This is a genomic window from Paraburkholderia sp. BCC1885 (assembly GCF_900996235.1).
Taxonomy (GTDB): domain Bacteria; phylum Pseudomonadota; class Gammaproteobacteria; order Burkholderiales; family Burkholderiaceae; genus Paraburkholderia.
Map to the genome: position 1 here is coordinate 1 of NZ_CAAJGM010000142.1, position 460 is coordinate 460.

1 protein-coding gene is annotated in these 460 nt (G+C 72.0%); it reads right to left on the reverse strand.

Annotated elements, in window-relative coordinates:
* Positions 1–460, reverse strand: a 460-nt coding sequence (locus tag FQ755_RS14330) for an amidase family protein (protein WP_260858579.1), incomplete at both ends; no start/stop codon positions are given.

The window sequence follows — 460 nt, forward strand, 5'->3', positions numbered from 1 at the left end:
ACTGGATGCCGATCGGCAGCCCGGTGGCGACGTCATGCGCGAGCGGCACCGACATCGCGGGCACGCCGGCAACATTGAAGGCCGGCGTGAACGGCGAATGCTCGAACACGCGCGCGGTCCATTCCAGCCCGGTCATGGATTCGGCGCCGCGCGCGTAGGTGCCGATCGCCGGCGGCAGTCGCGGCAGCGTCGGCGTCATCAGCAGGTCGAAACGTTCGAACCAGCCGCCGACCTCGCGGCTCAGGCGGTTGCGCAAGTCGAGCGCCGCCGCGAAGGACGTCGCGCTGGCTTCGCGGCCATGGCGATAGCAGGCCAGCGTGGCGGGCTCCAGCGTGGTGGCGTCGATCGGCCGGCCGGTGGCGGCCGCGACCGCGTCGATCCAGCCCACCAGGGTGGCGCACCAGATGGTGGCGTTGGCCGCCACCAGCGCCTCCCAGGAGACGCCGAGCGGCAAGTGCAA